Raw genomic sequence first — 15,474 nt, 5'->3', positions numbered from 1 at the left:
ACAATTGAGCCAACCCACCGGGGCGGCAGTTTAGCGTAAGCGCCGCACAAACTTGGCGTTTGCGCACTGGTGCTGTTGGCGCTGACCTGACTAAGCTGCTTGTATAAACGGGTCAGACTGAGAAGACGCCAGGCATGAAGTTATTCCCGCGCCTTATGTTGTGGCTGGTTTTAGCCTGTAGCGCCTCGACGAGCGCCGAGTCGCTGCGTTTGGTGGCCAACACCTGGCCGCCGTTCAACGATGTGAACCTGCTCAATAACGGCTTATCCAGCGACCTGGTGATCACCGCGCTCAAGCGCGCCGGTTACTCCAGTGCCTATTTTCAGGTGCCCTGGGCGCGCGTGCTGTATGGCCTACAAGCCGGCGACTACGACATTGTGTTGAGCGCCTGGTACGACACGGAGCGGGCCCAGTACGGTGTTTTTTCCGAACCGTATTTGATTAACCGCATCCGATTTATGCGGCGCAAGGGCAGCGACCTGCACTTCAAAACCTTGAGCGATCTGGCCGACAACAGCATCGCGGTGGTGCGCGGCTACTCGTACCAGCGCGAGTTCGACAACGATCCGTCGCTGCTCAGGGTGCCGGTGGTGGATTTCGCCATGGGCGCACGCATGTTGGCCGCAGGGCGCGTGCAAATGACCCTGGAAGATGAACTGGTGGCGCGTCACTACTTTCAGCACGAACTGCGCGGTATCGAAGACCAAGTGGAATTTTTGCCGAAACCGTTAAGCGAAAACGGTTTGCATATTCTGGTGCGCAGTAATCACCCGCACGCGCAAGAGATCGTGACCGGCTTCAATAAAGCCATGCAGGCCATGCGTGAAGACGGCACCTACGCAAAGATTTTTGCCGCTCATGGTTTTGCGGCGGCGAGTGACGCAGTGGGCCCAACCGGGCAAGACCCGGGCGAAATCCCTGACTAGCTGCTGACCGTGCGACCGCGACCCTGATGCTTGGCCTGGTACAAACGACCGTCGGCGTGATGCAGCAGGCTTTCCAAATCTTCCGCCGCGCCTTGATACACGCCCGCGCTGAAATTCAGCGGCGGTGCGTCAGTGGCATAACGCAAACCTGCCGCCACCTGGCGCAACTGTTCCAGGGCCACGTGCAAAGCCGGCGCGTCCTGGCGGCTGATCAGCGCAAATTCCTCGCCGCCCAAACGCCCGAGCAGGGCGTCGGGGAATACCTGCAACAAGGCCCGGGCAAACAACACCAACGCCGTATCGCCGCTGGCGTGGCCGTAGTCGTCGTTGATGCTTTTGAATAAATCCAGATCGAGCATCGCCACGCTCAGATCATGGCCACCGCGTTGCGCCAGCTTGCACATTTGCGTGCCTTGCTCGTAGAAGGCGCGGCGGTTGTAGAGGTTGGTCAGCGAATCGAACAAGGCCGCTTGCTTGAGCGCTTGCATCAGGTCGCGACGTTCCAGGGTCGACATCACGCGGCAGTTGAGTTCTTCCGGGCAAAACGGTTTGCGCAGGAAGTCGTCGGCGCCGTGTTTGATGAACAAGGCGCTGAGCGAGCCTTTGGTGTCTGCCGACAGGCCAAGAATGATCAAGTCGGAACGCTTCATTTTTTGGCGCAGCAACTTCACCAGATCGAAGCCGCTGATACCCGGCATGCTGTGGTCCACCAGCAGCAGGTCGATGTCGGGCTGATCTTTGAGAATCTGCAGCGCCTGGTTGCCGTCTTGCGCTTCGATGATCTGGTACAGGTGGGAGGTGAGAATGCGCCGGATGAAATTGCGCGTGGCGTCGGAATCCTCGGCCACCAGAATTTTCACCTGGCTGTTGCTCTCCAGACGGTGCAGCAGGCGGAAGGCGTATTCGTAGGAGTGCTGACTTTCCTTGAGCACGTAATCGACCACGCCCTTGAGCAACAACTCGTCGCGGCGCTGCTCGTTGTACGAGCCGCTGAGCACGATGCACGGCAGGTTGAAGCCGAGCACCAGGTCGACGATTTCACCGTCCATGGCATCGGGCAGATTGAGGTCGACGATAGCGGCGAAGAACAACCCGGCGGAGGTCTCCAGCATCACCTGGGCTTCGCCCAGCGAGGCGCAGAACACTGGCTGCAGGTTGGGTTCCTGGCGGAACAGGTGCTCCAGGATTTTGAGCACGAGCGGGCTGTCTTCGACGACTAAAATGTTACGCACTGCTTGCCTCCTTGCTGTTGATGCGTATGTAGAGCGAGCTTGCTCGCGAAGCAGGCGCCGCGGCGAGCCAGAAGACCGCAGTGTGTTCTTCGCGAGCAAGCTCGCTCCTACGAGCAAACTACGATTACAACATTCTTACCCGAATCGACTTGCCCTTGATCTTCCCGCTATTCAAGCGATTCAGCGCCTGGTTTACCACGTTGCGATCCACCGCCACATAGGCCTGGTAATCAAAAATCGCAATCTTGCCGACCTTGTCTCCGGCAATGCCGGCATCGCCTGTCAGGGCGCCGAGAATGTCGCCGGGCCGCACTTTGTCTTTGCGCCCGGCGGCGATGCACAGGGTGACCATGGGCGGTTGCAGCGGGCCGCCGGGTTGCGGTTTCAGGTTGTCGAGCTGGTCCCAATGCAGCGGCGCTTGCTGGCGGGTTTCGATGGCCTGCGCGCGGTGCCCTTCGGCCGGGGCGACAAGGCTCAAGGCCAGGCCTTTTTCGCCAGCGCGACCGGTACGGCCAACGCGGTGAATGTGAATTTCAGAATCGCGCGCCAGCTCCACGTTGATCACGGCGTCGAGGGCGTCGATGTCCAGACCACGCGCTGCCACGTCGGTGGCTACCAGCACGCTGCAACTGCGGTTGGCAAACATCGCCAGCACCTGGTCGCGGTCACGCTGTTCCAGATCGCCGTGCAGGCTCTGCGCCGAGAAACCTTTGGCGGCGAGGTGGTCGACCACTTCCTGGCACTGTTGCTTGGTAAAGCAGAACGCCACGCACGATTGCGGGCGGAAGTGCGCCAGCAGTTTTGTCACTGCCTGCATGCGTTGGTCCGGATCAATCTCGTAGAAGCGCTGCTCGATCTGGCTGTCGGCGTGCAGGGCCTCGGCCTTTACCTGCTGCGGATTGCGCATGAACGCGGCCGACAATTGCTTGATGCCGGCCGGGTAGGTGGCGGAGAACAGCAGCGTCTGACGCTTGCTGGGGGTCTGGCCAATGATGTCGGTGATGGCGTCGTTAAAGCCCATGTCGAGCATGCGGTCGGCTTCGTCGAGCACCAGCGTGTTGAGGCCGTCGAGTTTCAACGTGCCTTTACGAAGGTGCTCCTGAATCCGACCCGGCGTGCCGACGATGATGTGCGCGCCGTGCTCCAGCGAGCCGATTTGCGGGCCGAAGGGCACGCCGCCGCACAGCGTCAGCACTTTGATGTTGTCGGCGCTGCGGGCCAGGCGGCGAATTTCTTTGGCCACTTGGTCGGCCAGCTCGCGGGTCGGGCACAGCACCAACGCCTGACAGCCGAAATAGCGCGGGTTCAGCGGGTTGAGCAGACCGATACCAAAGGCAGCAGTTTTGCCGCTGCCGGTCTTGGCCTGGGCGATCAGGTCCATGCCCTTGAGAATCACCGGCAGGCTTTGTGCCTGAATCGGCGTCATTTCGGCGTACCCCAGCGACTCGAGGTTGGCCAACATGGCGGCGGACAGGGGCAACGAATTGAACGCGGTGGAAGTCACGGCACAGACCTGCTAAACGGAAATGGCGTGCAGTGTAACAGGGGCGCCGCGCGGCACGGCATGGGCCGTACCGGCGCGCGACAGACTGCGTTGAAAAACTGCGTTGCAGCCGACGGATTACGCCTAAAGTCTGGCGCAGAACTGGCCATTTGCTGGTATTACTTCTCTATCGGGCTTGCGCTCATGCATGCCCGTAACCGAAGACCGTTTCCGGGTGCCACCGTGCTGAAACGAATCGCCGTTACCGACCTTTGCCTGGGCATGCACATTCACGAATTTTGCGGTTCGTGGATGGAGCACCCATTCTGGAAGGCCAAGTTTCTCCTTACCGAAGACAAAGACCTCAAGCGCATCCTCGACAGTGGCATCGAGGAAGTGTGGATCGACGCCTCCAAAGGTCGCGATGTCGCTGACGGCAGCGCTGCGTTAAGCCAGGCGGAGGTGGCGGCTGAAGTGGATAACCTGCTGGTGACTGAAGCCCAGGCGCCGCAGAAGCCGATCAGCGCTTCGCTGGATGACGAAGTCAAACGTGCCCAAAAACTATGCGCCCGCTCGAAAAAAGCGGTGGTCGCCATGTTCGGCGAAGTACGCATGGGCCAGGCCATTAACGCGGAGCACGTGGCCGAGTTGGTGGAAGAAATCGCCGATTCGGTGGCCCGCCACCCTGACGCCATGATCAGCCTGGCACGCCTGAAGACCTGTGATGAATACACCTACATGCATTCAGTGGCCGTGTGCGCGCTGATGATTGCCCTGGCGCGTCAGCTTGAACTGGCGGAGGAACAGGTTCGCGAGGCGGGCATCGCCGGGTTGCTGCACGACATCGGCAAAATGATGATCCCCGACGCCATCCTCAACAAACCCGGCAAGCTCACCGACGCCGAATTCACCACCGTGCGCCAGCACCCGGAAGCCGGCGTGCGCTTGCTCGGCGAGAACCAGCAAGTGAGTGATGCGGTGATCGACGTGTGCCTACACCACCACGAAAAAATCGATGGCAGCGGTTACCCGCATCGTTTGAAAGGCGACGAAATCAGCCTGTTCGCCAAAATGGGGGCGGTGTGCGACGTGTATGACGCCATCACCTCCAACCGCCCTTACAAAGCCGGCTGGGACCCCGCCGAATCCATCCGCAAAATGGCCGAGTGGAGCAAAGGGCATTTCGACCAGGCGGTGTTTCAGGCCTTCGTCAAATCGGTCGGCATTTACCCCACCGGCTCGCTGGTGCGTCTGGAAAGTGGCCGGCTGGGCCTGGTCATGGACCAACACCCCACCTCGCTGCTAACGCCCCGGATAAAAGTGTTTTTCTCGGCCAAGTCGAAAACCCCCATTCCTCAGCAAATCGTCGACTTATCCAAGCTGGTCGGCCGGGAAAAGATCGTCGGCCGCGAGGCGCCGGAGGACTGGAACTTCCCCCGGCTGGAAGAACTGTGGAGCGGGCTGCCGACCAAGAACGGCAGTTACTTCGCCTAGGCCATCCGCCGCGTTGCCTTTAGTCGTGCACCTCGGTCGCGATCCGGTTCGCCTTGCGCCCGTCCTCCGGCGATAGCTGCAGAAAGATCGCCGCCGCCAGCAGCGTCAACACGCCCACACACAGAAACGTCAGCTGGAACGCACCGAGCACGCTGTCGATTTCGCCCGTGCCGATTTCACTGGTAAACCCGCCCAATAACGCCGCGCCGGAAGCGATGCCCAGGCTGATCGCCAGTTGCACCACCACCGACAGCAGGCTGTTGCCGCTGCTGGTGCTGGCATCGTCCAGGTCGATCAGGGTGACGGTGTTCATGGCCGTGAACTGCATGGAATTCACCGCGCCAAGAAAGCCCAAATGCAGCAGCAATAACGCGTAAGGCGTCTCGGCGCTGACGGTGCCCAGGCTGGCCAGCAGGGCGCCGAGCAGCAGGGTGTTGCCGGTGAGTACGGTGCGGTAGCCGAAGCGGTCGATGATGGTCTTTGCCAGCGGCTTTACTGCCATCGCCGCCAGGGCCAGGGGAATCATGCTCATGCCTGCCTGGGCGGGCGAATAACCCAGCGCCACTTGCAGCAGCAGCGGCACCAGAAAGGGCAACGAGCCGCTGCCCAGGCGGGCGAACAAATTACCCAGAATGCCGACCGCAAACGTGCGCGTGCGAAACAGCCGGGGCGAAAACAGCGGCTCGTCCACCTGCCCGGCGCGCAGCCAATAGGCGGCCAGACAGGCCAGGCCGCCGAGCAGCAGCAACATCACGCGCATATGCGCCAGGTGCAGTTCACCCAACCCTTCGAGGGCGATGGTGATCAACACCATGGCGCCACCAAACAGGAGAAAACCCAGGGTGTCGAAGCGGCTGCGTTGCGGGCCGCGCAGATCTGGCATCACGCGGTATACCGCAATGCAGCCAATGATGCCGACCGGAATATTTATCAGAAAAATCCAATGCCAACTGGCGTACTCCACCAGCCAGCCGCCCAGCGTCGGGCCAATCAGCGGACCCAGCAAACCGGGCAGGGTGATGAAACTCATGATCCGCACCAGTTCCGTGCGCGGGTAGGCGCGCAGCACCACCAAGCGCCCGACCGGCATCATCAACGCGCCGCCCAAACCCTGCACGATGCGCGCGCCCACCAACTGCGGAAGGCTGACGCTGAGGGCGCAGAGCAACGAGCCGAGGCTGAATAACAGAATCGCGCCGAAGAAAATCCGCCGTGTGCCAAAGCGGTCGGCAATCCAACCGGAGGCGGGAATCAGCAGCGCCACGGTGAGCATGTAAGCGATGACCACCGACTGCATGCGCAGCGGGTCTTCCAGCAGTTCGCGGGCCATGGCCGGCAGCGCGGTATTGAGGATGGTGCCGTCCAGGGTCTGCATAAAAAATGCGATGGCGACAATCCAGGGCAGCAAACGGGCAGTGCGGGCATCCAGCGCGGGTTGTACGGGCATAACAGTTCTCGACTTCTGAGCGACACGGGCAACGCTGCACGGACTCTAGGCCCAAGCTTTGCAACTGACCAGCAGCTATGGCGCAAATGGCCTCGGTTCAGACCTGATTTTGCCGCCGGCGGGTTGGCATTATTCACATGCGACTGCCACGCTTGTACCGGCGTTCCATTGTGCTAATTCACTGGTTAAGGCTTGCCTCATGCGGCTGATGTGTTGCGTAACGATGTGCTTGCTGTTCGCGCTGCCCCTGCGCGCCGAGGAGTGGTTCCCGGTGCCCGTGGTCAGCGATGGGCAACCCGCCAGTTATCGGCCGCAACTCAAAGCCAGCAAGCCGTGGCGTATCTGCGCGATGGTGCCGCAAGGCGTGGGCCGTTACTGGTGGGCGATGTCGTGGGGCTTGTCGCAAGAGGCCAATCGCCAGGGTGTGCGGCTGGGGATTTACGATGCCGGCGGCTACCAAAACGCCACGGTGCAGAGCGACCAGTTGGCCCGCTGCGCCGACCGTGGCGCCGATGCGTACATCATCGGCGCCGTCAGCGACACGGCGCTGTGCGGGCAGATCAAAGCGGTCGCCGACCAGGGCGCGCCGGTGATAGACCTGGCCAATCGACTCGACTGCCCCGGCGTCAGCGCCCATTCGCGGGTGGACTTCGCGGCCATGACGGAGGCGGCCGTTGCCTACATGCTGGCCAACAGCAAAGGCCGCGCGATTCGGGTCGGCTGGTTCCCCGGACCGCAAGGCGCGGGCTGGCTCACGGACGCGGAAGCCGGGTTGCACAAGGCGCTGGAGGGCAGCTCGGTGACGCTGATTCATGGCGGCTATGGGCCGGCAGATATCTCCGGCCAGGCGCCCTTGATTCGCGGCCTTTTAGAACGCGAGCCCAATCTGGATTACGTCGTCGGCAACGCCGAGGCGGCCGCGTTTGCCTCGCGGCTGCGGCACAACAGCGGGCCGCGCTTTCACTTCGAGACGTTGTCGTTTTATACCAACGAGCGGCTGCTGGAGCCGATCGCCCAAGGGCAGGTGCTGGCGGCGCCGACCGATTCGCCGGTGGTGCAGGCGCGCATTGCCGTGGACATGGCAGTGCGCCTGTTGGAGAAGCAGCCGGTGGCTAAGTGGGTGAGTCCGCAGATCATCATGTTGGATCGCGATACGGTAGGCGGGCTGGATTTGAGTGTGCTGGTGCCGCCGAATGGGCAGTGGATGATTCGACGGAATTTGCCGGATTGACTGAAAAAGCCAAATCAAAGGCCCCTCTCCCCAGCCCTCTCCCGCAAGCGGGAGAGGGGGTTGGATCGCAGCTGCTCGCGCAAACGTCACCCCTCGCCCGCTCGCGGGAGAGGGGCTGGGGGAGAGGGCCGCCTTAACGCAACGGCGCCCCTCTAGCCGGCGCCCCATTCGCCACGTAGTAAGGCGCAGTACTGCGTGGCAATGGCGCTCGACCGCGAATTTTGTCGGCGATTTTCTCGGCGATCATGATGGTCGGCGCGTTGAGGTTGCCGGTGGTGATCAGCGGCATGATCGAGGCATCCACCACACGTAAACCCTGCACGCCATGCACGCGGCCTTCGCCGTCGACTACCGCCATGTCGTCGCTGCCCATCTTGCAGGAGCACGAGGGATGGAACGCGGTTTCGGCGTGTTCGCGGACGAATTGGTCGAGCTGCTCGTCGCTCTGCACGTCGGGGCCGGGGCTGATTTCACGGCCACGGAACGGGTCGAGGGCGGGCTGGTTCATGATCTCGCGGGTGATGCGGATGCCGTCGCGGAATTCTTGCCAGTCCTGCTCGGTGGCCATGTAGTTGAACAGGATGCTCGGGTGCTCGCGCGGGTCTTTGGATTTGAGCTGAATGCGCCCACGGCTCGGCGAACGCATGGAGCCCACATGCGCCTGGAAGCCATGTTCTTGCACGCCGTTGCTGCCGTTGTAGTTAATCGCTACCGGCAGGAAGTGATATTGAATATTCGGCCATTCGAACTCGGCGCGGCTGCGGATAAAACCGCCCGCTTCGAATTGGTTGCTGGCGCCGATGCCTTTGCCCAGGAACAGCCATTTCGCGCCAATCGGCGGCTGGTTCCACCACAGCAACGACGGGTACAGCGACACCGGCTGGGTGCAGGCGTATTGCAGGTACATTTCCAGGTGGTCTTGCAGGTTTTCGCCAACGCCGGGCAGGTCGTGCACCAGGGGAATGCGCAGTTTTTTCAGCAAGGCCGCCGGGCCAACGCCGGAGCGCTGCAGAATTTGCGGCGAGGCGATGGCGCCCGAGCACACCAGCACTTCGCGGCGCGCCATGGCTTCCACGGGAATCGAGCTGGTGCCTTTGAGGTAAGCGACGCCCACGGCCTGTTTGCCTTCGAACAGCACGCGGTCGGTGAGGGCGTGGGTGACGATGGTCAGGTTTGGCCGGCCGCGCGCCTGGTCGAGATAACCGCGCGCCGTGCTGGAGCGCCGGCCTTGCGGGGTGACAGTGCGGTCCATGGGACCGAAGCCTTCCTGCTGGTAACCGTTAAGGTCGTCGGTGCGCGGGTAACCGGCTTGCACGCCGGCTTCGACCATCGCTTTGAACAGCGGATTATTGCCGGCCTTTGGCGTGGTGACGCTCACCGGGCCGTCGCCGCCGTGGTAGTCGTTGGGGCCAATGTCGCGGGTTTCGGCTTTGCGGAAGTAGGGCAGGCAGTCGAGGTAGCTCCAGTCTTCCAACCCTGGGGTTTTTGCCCAGCCGTCGTAGTCCATGGCGTTGCCGCGGATGTAGCACATGCCGTTGATAAGCGACGAACCGCCCAGGCCTTTGCCGCGTCCGCATTCCATGCGGCGGTTGTTCATGTGCGGTTCCGGGTCGGTTTCGTACGCCCAGTTATAGCGCCGGCCTTGCAGCGGGAACGCTAACGCGGCGGGCATCTGGGTGCGAAAGTCGAGGCGATAATCCGGGCCGCCGGCTTCGAGCAGCAGCACGGTAACGTCGGCGTCTTCGGTCAGGCGCGTGGCCAGGGTGTTACCAGCCGAACCGGCGCCGACGATGATGTAATCGAATTCTGTGTTCATGATTTTTCCTAACTTGGAACCGGCTTTGGGCCTATACCCCGTCATTCCCGCGAAGGCGGTGGTCCGACGAATCGGAATCCAGTATTTGGCGGCGAGCGCGTACTCCTGAACCATTCTGGATCCCCGCCTTCGCGGGGATGACGGTGGGTTGGAATGGGCTCGGTGTTAGAACACCGACGTATACCCACCCAACTCCACCTGCACCGACTTTATCCGGGTGTACTGCGCCAACGTCACCAGCCCGTTTTCGCGGCCAACGCCTGACTGTTTGTAGCCGCCCACGGGCATCTCGGCCGGCGATTCGCCCCAGGTGTTGATCCAGCAGATACCGGCCTCAAGTTGATGGATAACGCGGTGGGCGCGGTTGAGGTCCTGGGTGATGATGCCGGCCGCCAGGCCGAACTCGGTGTCGTTGGCGCGGCGGATCACTTCGTCTTCGTCGTCGTAAACCAGAATGCTCATCACCGGGCCGAAGATTTCTTCGCGCACGATGCTCATGTCGTCGGTGCAGTCGCTGAATACGGTGGGCGCCACGTAGGCGCCTTTGCCGAATTCGCCGGTGGTGACGCGCTCACCGCCAATCAATAAACGCGCGCCTTCTTCCTTGCCTTTGGCGATGTAGCCGAGCACGTTTTCCATGTGCGCGAAGCTCACCAGCGGACCAAAGTTGGTGCTGTCGTCGGTCGGGTCGCCGAGGCGAATGCGCTGCACACGTTCCAGCACCTTGGCTTCGAAGCGAGCTTGCAAACTGCGCGGCACGAACACGCGGGTGCCGTTGGTGCACACCTGGCCAGAGCTGTAGAAGTTGGCCATCACCGCGATGTCGGCGGCGCGGTTGAGGTTGGCGTCTTCAAAGATGATCAGCGGGCTCTTGCCGCCCAGTTCCATGGTCACTTCTTTAAGCGAAGAACTCGACGCGCTGGCCATAACCTTTTTGCCGGTGTCGGTGCCGCCGGTGAAGGAGATTTTCTCGATGGCCGGGTGTTCGGTGAGCCAGGTGCCGACTTCACGGCCGCTGCCGGTGAGTACGTTGAACACGCCATCGGGCAGGCCGGCGGCGGTGTAGATTTCCGCCAGTTTCAGCGTAGTCAGCGAGGTGACTTCGCTGGGCTTGAAAATCATCGCGTTGCCCGCCGCCAATGCCGGTGCGGACTTCCACAGGGCGATCTGAATCGGGTAATTCCACGCGCCAATGCCGGCGACCACGCCCAGCGGTTCGCGGCGGGTGTAGACGAACGAGGTTTCGCGCAGCGGAATCTGCTCGCCTTCAATGGCGGGCACCAGGCCGGCGTAATACTCGAGCACGTCGGCGCCGGTGACGATGTCGACGTAACGGGTCTCCGACAACGCCTTGCCGGTGTCCAGGGTTTCCAGTTCGGCCAGTTCGTCGTTGCGCTCGCGCAGAATGTCCACGGCTTTGCGCAGGATGCGCGAGCGCTGCATGGCAGTCATTGCCGCCCACACTTTCTGCCCCTTCTGCGCGCTGTCCACGGCGCGCTCCACATCTGCCTGCGAGGCCCGTTGCACCTCGGCCAGCACTTCGCCGTTGGCCGGGTTGATGGCCTGGAACGTGGCGCCGCTGGTGGCGTCAACGTAACCGCCGTGGATGTAGAGTTTTTGCAGGGGGAAACGGGCCATGGTGTCCTCGCGAAATTCGGGTAAGGGGAAGGGCGAGCGCTTAGCCCGCTTGCCTGGCCAGTTGTTGGTCCAGGTAGTCGAAAGCGATTTGCAGGGCTTGCTGGGTGTCGAACGCCTCGCCACTGAGGGCGCCGCGTAACCACAAGCCATCAATCAGCGCCGCCAGTCCACGGGCGGCCATGCGCGCCTCGTTAACGGGCAATACGCGGCGGAATTCGCAGCAGATATTTGAATACAAGCGATGGTCGTTAATCCGTTGCAGGCGCCGCAGCGAGGGCTGGTGCATGCTGCTGGCCCAGAACGCCAACCAGGTTTTCATGGCCGGGCCGTTGACCTGGCTGTCATCGAAGTTGCCTTCGATGATGGTGCGGATATGGGCGCGCGGGCTTTCGTCTTCCAGCAACGCGCGACGGTCGCGCACCGACAGGCTGAGGGCCGTCATCAGGTGGCGCATGGTGGCTTCGAGCAGGCCGTTCTTGTCTTGGAAATAGTGGCTGATGATGCCGTTGGATACACCGGCCAATCGGGCGATCAGGGCGATGCTGGCGTCCATGCCGACTTGGTCAACCGCCTCCAGGGTGGCGTGAATAAGCTGGGAACGGCGGATGGGTTGCATCCCTACTTTGGGCATTGGTGTACTCCTGCATCCAGACGCGGCGGGCTTTACAGCAGTCTAGTGAGTTTTTATTGAACGCGGAATCAATAAAAACGACCGGCTGTAGCTCTGAGCGACATAGGGGAGTCGGTGTGGTGTGTTCGCGACATTGAGGGGTGTTCGTTAGAGGTTCGGGCTGCGTTTTCTTCGCTAACGTGTTCAGTCTCAAGATTCTGGATTCCCGCCTGCGCGGGAATGACGGAGTTTTCTCAGTCGCCTCCGTCATTCCGCGAAGGCGGCGGTCCGACGATTCGGAATCCAGAATTGCAAGTCGTGCGCGTAGGCCAGACAAACACCTAACCCAGATTCTTACCCAACAACGCGTGATACAGCTCGGTATCACCCAACACCCCCACCACCCGATTGGCATCGTGCAGCACCAACTTGTGCCCGGTCTGGTAGCGGATTTGCAGCGCGTCGCGCATGCCGATGTTGGAGTCGACCAAGGTTGGGCGGCGGGTCAGGCTTTCTACGGCATCGCCCGGTGCCCAGTTCTGCAGGGTGATGGCATCGGCGCCTTGGCGAGCGCCCTGGTACATGTTGCCTTCGGCCAAGCCGAGCCAGGAATCGTTGCCGGGGTCCAGGCACACTTCGCCGTTTACGCGCGTGCATTTGTCCAGGCTGCGCATCAGGCTGCGACCGCACAGCACGTTGAGCGGGTTGGTGTGGGCGACGAAGGTGCGTACGTACTCGTCGGCCGGGTTGAGTACGATCTCTTCCGGCTTGCTGTACTGGATGATCCGACCGTCTTTCATGATGGCGATGCGGCTACCCAGTTTCAGCGCTTCGTCGAGGTCGTGGCTAACGAACACGATGGTTTTGCTCAGCTTGCGTTGCAGCTCCAGCAACTCGTCTTGCAAGCCTTGGCGAATCAGCGGGTCGAGGGCGGAGAACGGTTCGTCCATCAGCAGAATGTCGGCGTCCATGGCCAGCGCGCGGGCCAGACCCACACGTTGCTGCATACCGCCGGAAAGCTCATCCGGGCGCTTGTTGCGCCATTGCGTGAGGCCCACCAGTTCGAGTTTCTCGTCCACCAGTTTGGTGCGCTGGGCGCTGGGGCGGCCCTGCATTTCCAGGCCGAAGCTGATGTTCTCGCGCACGGTCAGCCAGGGCATCAGGGCGAACTTCTGAAACACCATGGCGATGCGTTTGGTGCGCATGTCTTTAAGGGTGGCGGGCGAGCAATTGGCGATGTCCACTTCCTGGCCTTCGTGCTCGATCAGCAAGCGGCCACGGCTCACGGTGTTGAGGCCGTTGATGCAGCGCAGCAGGCTGGATTTGCCCGAGCCCGACAAGCCCATCATCACGCAGATTTCCCCGCGCTCGACGTCCAGGCTGGCTTTCTCGACGCCGACCACCAGGCCGGTTTTCTTCAGGATCTGGTCGCGGGTCATGCCCTGGTCAAGCAGCGCCAAGGCTTCCTTGGGGTACTTGGAGAAGATGACGTCGACGTTATCGAAACGAATCATGCTCATTGTTCAACCTTCACTTTCGCTTCGGGTTGTTTGCATACCCGGTCGAGGATGATGGCCAGCAGCACAATGGCCAGGCCGGCTTCGAAGCCGAGTGCGATGTCGGCTGTGTTCAGTGCGTTGACCACCGGTTTGCCCAGGCCGTCGGCGCCGACCAGTGCGGCGATTACCACCATCGACAGCGACAGCATGATGCACTGGGTAATGCCGGCCGCGATGCTCGGCATGGCGTACGGCAGTTCGATGCGGGTCAGCAGTTGGCGGCGCGAGCAGCCGAAGGCTTTGCCGGCGTCCATCAGCTCGTTAGGCACGTCGCGAATGCCCAGGTAGGTCAGGCGAATCGGCGCGGCAACCGCGAACACCACCGTGGAAATCAGCCCTGGCACAACGCCCAGGCCGAACAGCGTCAAGGTAGGAATCAGGTACACAAAGGTCGGTACGGTTTGCATCAGGTCGAGGACCGGTTGCAGCACCGTGTAAAAGTGCGGGCGGTGCGCGGCCATGATGCCCAGCGGCACGCCAATCAATACGCAGATGAAGGTGGCGAACAGCACTTGCGCCAGGGTTTCCATGGTCTCTTGCCAGTAACCCAGGTTGAGAATCAGCAGAAACGAAAGGATGCAAAACAGGGTCAGGCCCCATTTGCGTTGAATCAGGTGGGTGAGCAAACCGAACAGGCCAATCAATACCAGCGGATTGAAAAAGGTCAGGCCATTGGTCACCCCATGGATCATGAATTCCAGGGCCGAGGCGATGGCATCGAAATACGCCGCGCCATGCTGCGTCAGCCACTCTACGAATTCGGCGATTCTCTCGCCCAGAGGGAGTTTTTCAAAAGTCGGCATGGTAGAGATTATCCACGTGGGTCGGGATGGGCACAGGCTGCCGGGCGCGCCATCACGGCTGTGCGCGCCCGGTTACTGCTTACTGTCTTTGGACGTGAAGGCTTACTTGGCGAGCGCAGCTTTGGCGGCGTCCAGGCCCGGCTTACCGTCGAGGGTGGTGACCCCGGCGAGCCAGGTGTCGAGCACCTGCGGGTTGGCTTTGAGCCAGGCTTTGGCAGCGTCGCGCGGTTTCTGGTTTTCGTTGAGCACGGCGTCCATCAGGTTGTTTTCCATCTCCAGGGTGAAGGAGAGGTTGGTCAACAACTTGCCGACGTTGCCGCACTCTTGCACGTAGCCTTTGCGCACGTTGGTGAGCACGGTGGCTTGGCCGAAGTTGGGGCCGAAGTACTCATCGCCGCCGGTGAGGTACTTCATCTTGTTGCGGGTGTTCATCGGGTGCGGTTCCCAGCCCAGGAACACCATGAATTCGTTCTTGCGGCTGGAGCGTTTGAGTTGCGAAAGCATGGCCGCTTCGCTGGACTCCACTACCTTGAAGCCCTTCAGGCCAAAGGCGTCTTTGTCGATCATGCTCTGGATCAGGCGGTTGCCGTCGTTGCCAGGCTCGATGCCGTAGATTTTGCCGTCGAGCTTGTCTTTGAATTTGGCGATGTCGGAGAAGTCTTTCAGGCCCGCCTCGTAGGCGTAGTCCGGTACGGCGAGGGTGTACTTGGCGCCTTCGAGGTTGGCGCGCACGGTTTCCACGGTGCCGGCATCACGGTAGGCCTTGATGTCGTTTTCCATGGTCGGCATCCAGTTGCCGAGGAACACGTCGAGGTCTTTGCCAGCGGCCAGTGATTTGTACGTCACCGGCACGGAAATCATGGTGGTCTTGGTTTTGTAACCCAGCGACTCCAACACTTCGCTGGTCACCGCAGTGGTGACGGTGATGTCGGTCCAGCCCACATCGGAGAAACGCACGGTGCTGCAGGACGCAGGCTCGGCAGCGCTAGCCAGCAAGGGCAGGCTAAGCGTGGCGAGCAGTAACAGGGGTGTGGACATTTTCATGGACTGACTCCTTTTAAAATTATTGGTTGGCAGTGCAGTACGCGCTTCGCCGCTTGTTGTAGTCCTGCTTATAGGGTCGGCCTCGGGTCGGGCAAGCGGGGGAAAGTCCCGGCATTGGCGCAACGAAGCCTAGCGGTCATGTCGAGAACGATCATGTAGCAGGACAATTCAAACGCCTACAGGGTGGGTCG

At 61.4% G+C, this 15,474-nt stretch carries 12 protein-coding genes; 3 read left to right on the top strand and 9 right to left on the bottom strand.

Going from position 1 to position 15,474, the window contains the following annotated elements; translation table 11 throughout:
• Positions 1 to 134: 134 nt before the first annotated feature.
• The gene (locus tag AC0IW7_RS16525) at positions 135 to 926 is read left to right on the top strand and encodes a substrate-binding periplasmic protein (protein ID WP_471819455.1); all 792 of its coding nucleotides are present in this window, start codon (positions 135 to 137) and stop codon (positions 924 to 926) included.
• Here AC0IW7_RS16525 and AC0IW7_RS16520 read toward each other — a convergent pair.
• Together AC0IW7_RS16520 and dbpA are read right to left on the bottom strand one after the other, a co-directional pair.
• The gene (locus AC0IW7_RS16520; protein WP_471819453.1) at positions 923 to 2,158 is read right to left on the bottom strand and encodes a GGDEF domain-containing response regulator; all 1,236 of its coding nucleotides are present in this window, start codon (positions 2,156 to 2,158) and stop codon (positions 923 to 925) included. The two genes, AC0IW7_RS16525 and AC0IW7_RS16520, sit on opposite strands and share 4 nt — an antisense overlap.
• A gap of 124 nt (positions 2,159 to 2,282) precedes the next feature.
• On the bottom strand, positions 2,283 to 3,662 hold the full coding sequence (dbpA, locus tag AC0IW7_RS16515; protein ID WP_471819451.1) for an ATP-dependent RNA helicase DbpA: 1,380 nt from the start codon (positions 3,660 to 3,662) through the stop codon (positions 2,283 to 2,285).
• A 222-nt stretch (positions 3,663 to 3,884) separates the two neighbouring features.
• Between dbpA and AC0IW7_RS16510 the strand changes: the two genes are divergently transcribed.
• A complete protein-coding gene (locus tag AC0IW7_RS16510; RefSeq protein ID WP_471819450.1) occupies positions 3,885 to 5,135 on the top strand; it encodes an HD-GYP domain-containing protein in 1,251 nt (416 codons plus the stop codon).
• A 19-nt stretch (positions 5,136 to 5,154) separates the two neighbouring features.
• Here AC0IW7_RS16510 and mdtD read toward each other — a convergent pair whose 3' ends face one another.
• Complete coding sequence (gene mdtD, locus AC0IW7_RS16505; protein WP_471819448.1) at positions 5,155 to 6,582, bottom strand: multidrug transporter subunit MdtD; 1,428 nt, start codon at positions 6,580 to 6,582, stop codon at positions 5,155 to 5,157.
• Positions 6,583 to 6,781: 199 nt separating this feature from the next.
• On the opposite strand from mdtD, the gene torT reads away from it, so the two are divergent.
• Positions 6,782 to 7,813 carry a TMAO reductase system periplasmic protein TorT gene (torT, locus tag AC0IW7_RS16500; RefSeq protein ID WP_471819446.1) on the top strand — a complete coding sequence of 344 codons (1,032 nt, stop codon included), beginning with the start codon at positions 6,782 to 6,784 and terminating at the stop codon, positions 7,811 to 7,813.
• A 133-nt stretch (positions 7,814 to 7,946) separates the two neighbouring features.
• Here torT and betA read toward each other — a convergent pair whose 3' ends face one another.
• The 6 genes from betA to AC0IW7_RS16470 all read right to left on the bottom strand — a co-directional run bounded on the left by betA (position 7,947) and on the right by AC0IW7_RS16470 (position 15,283).
• Positions 7,947 to 9,629: a choline dehydrogenase gene (gene betA, locus AC0IW7_RS16495; protein WP_471819444.1), complete on the bottom strand. Its 1,683-nt coding sequence runs from the start codon at positions 9,627 to 9,629 to the stop codon at positions 7,947 to 7,949.
• A 165-nt stretch (positions 9,630 to 9,794) separates the two neighbouring features.
• Entirely contained in the window at positions 9,795 to 11,267 is a 1,473-nt protein-coding gene (gene betB, locus AC0IW7_RS16490; RefSeq protein WP_471819442.1) for a betaine-aldehyde dehydrogenase, read from the bottom strand.
• A 40-nt stretch (positions 11,268 to 11,307) separates the two neighbouring features.
• Positions 11,308 to 11,898 (bottom strand): transcriptional regulator BetI, encoded by a 591-nt coding sequence (gene betI / locus AC0IW7_RS16485; protein WP_122497574.1) that lies wholly within the window; start codon positions 11,896 to 11,898, stop codon positions 11,308 to 11,310.
• A 320-nt stretch (positions 11,899 to 12,218) separates the two neighbouring features.
• The gene (gene choV, locus AC0IW7_RS16480) at positions 12,219 to 13,397 is read right to left on the bottom strand and encodes a choline ABC transporter ATP-binding protein (RefSeq protein ID WP_122497572.1); all 1,179 of its coding nucleotides are present in this window, start codon (positions 13,395 to 13,397) and stop codon (positions 12,219 to 12,221) included.
• Positions 13,394 to 14,239: a choline ABC transporter permease subunit gene (gene choW, locus AC0IW7_RS16475; RefSeq protein ID WP_463551169.1), complete on the bottom strand. Its 846-nt coding sequence runs from the start codon at positions 14,237 to 14,239 to the stop codon at positions 13,394 to 13,396. The genes choV and choW overlap by 4 nt, the downstream gene beginning before the upstream one ends.
• A 102-nt stretch (positions 14,240 to 14,341) precedes the next feature.
• Entirely contained in the window at positions 14,342 to 15,283 is a 942-nt protein-coding gene (locus AC0IW7_RS16470) for a choline ABC transporter substrate-binding protein (RefSeq protein ID WP_122497568.1), read from the bottom strand.
• Between the last annotated feature and the right edge of the window lie 191 nt (positions 15,284 to 15,474).

The organism is Pseudomonas sp. AC229 (genome assembly GCF_979254655.1).
Note: the sequence above shows the minus strand (reverse complement) of the source record. Positions and strands in the feature narration are given on the sequence as shown.